The sequence below is a fragment of the Vibrio sp. OPT20 genome (assembly GCF_963889365.1).
Taxonomy (GTDB): domain Bacteria; phylum Pseudomonadota; class Gammaproteobacteria; order Enterobacterales; family Vibrionaceae; genus Vibrio; species Vibrio splendidus.
In genome coordinates this window covers 1-240 of the sequence record NZ_CAWPOA010000030.1, presented here as the reverse complement: position 1 = coordinate 240, position 240 = coordinate 1, and the positions used below count along the sequence as shown (strand labels likewise).

Genomic DNA, 240 nt, shown 5'->3' with positions numbered 1-240 from the left:
TATCCCGTAGGGGAGTCGAACCCCTGTTACCGCCGTGAAAGGGCGGTGTCCTAGGCCTCTAGACGAACGGGACACTGCAATTTATCTCCACTTTAAAAGTAGAAACAAACTTCGAAGAACTTGGGAGTTCTTCATCTCTTTGCTTTTCTAAACCTAATCAATCTGTGTGGACACTCATCGTGACTATCTTCGTATAAGGAGGTGATCCAGCCCCAGGTTCCCCTAGGGCTACCTTGTTAC

Annotated in this window: 1 tRNA gene; it reads right to left on the bottom strand. The window is 47.9% G+C overall.

The features are described from left to right. Positions 1 to 73 (bottom strand) — tRNA-Glu (locus AACR09_RS01100). Between the last annotated feature and the right edge of the window lie 167 nt (positions 74 to 240).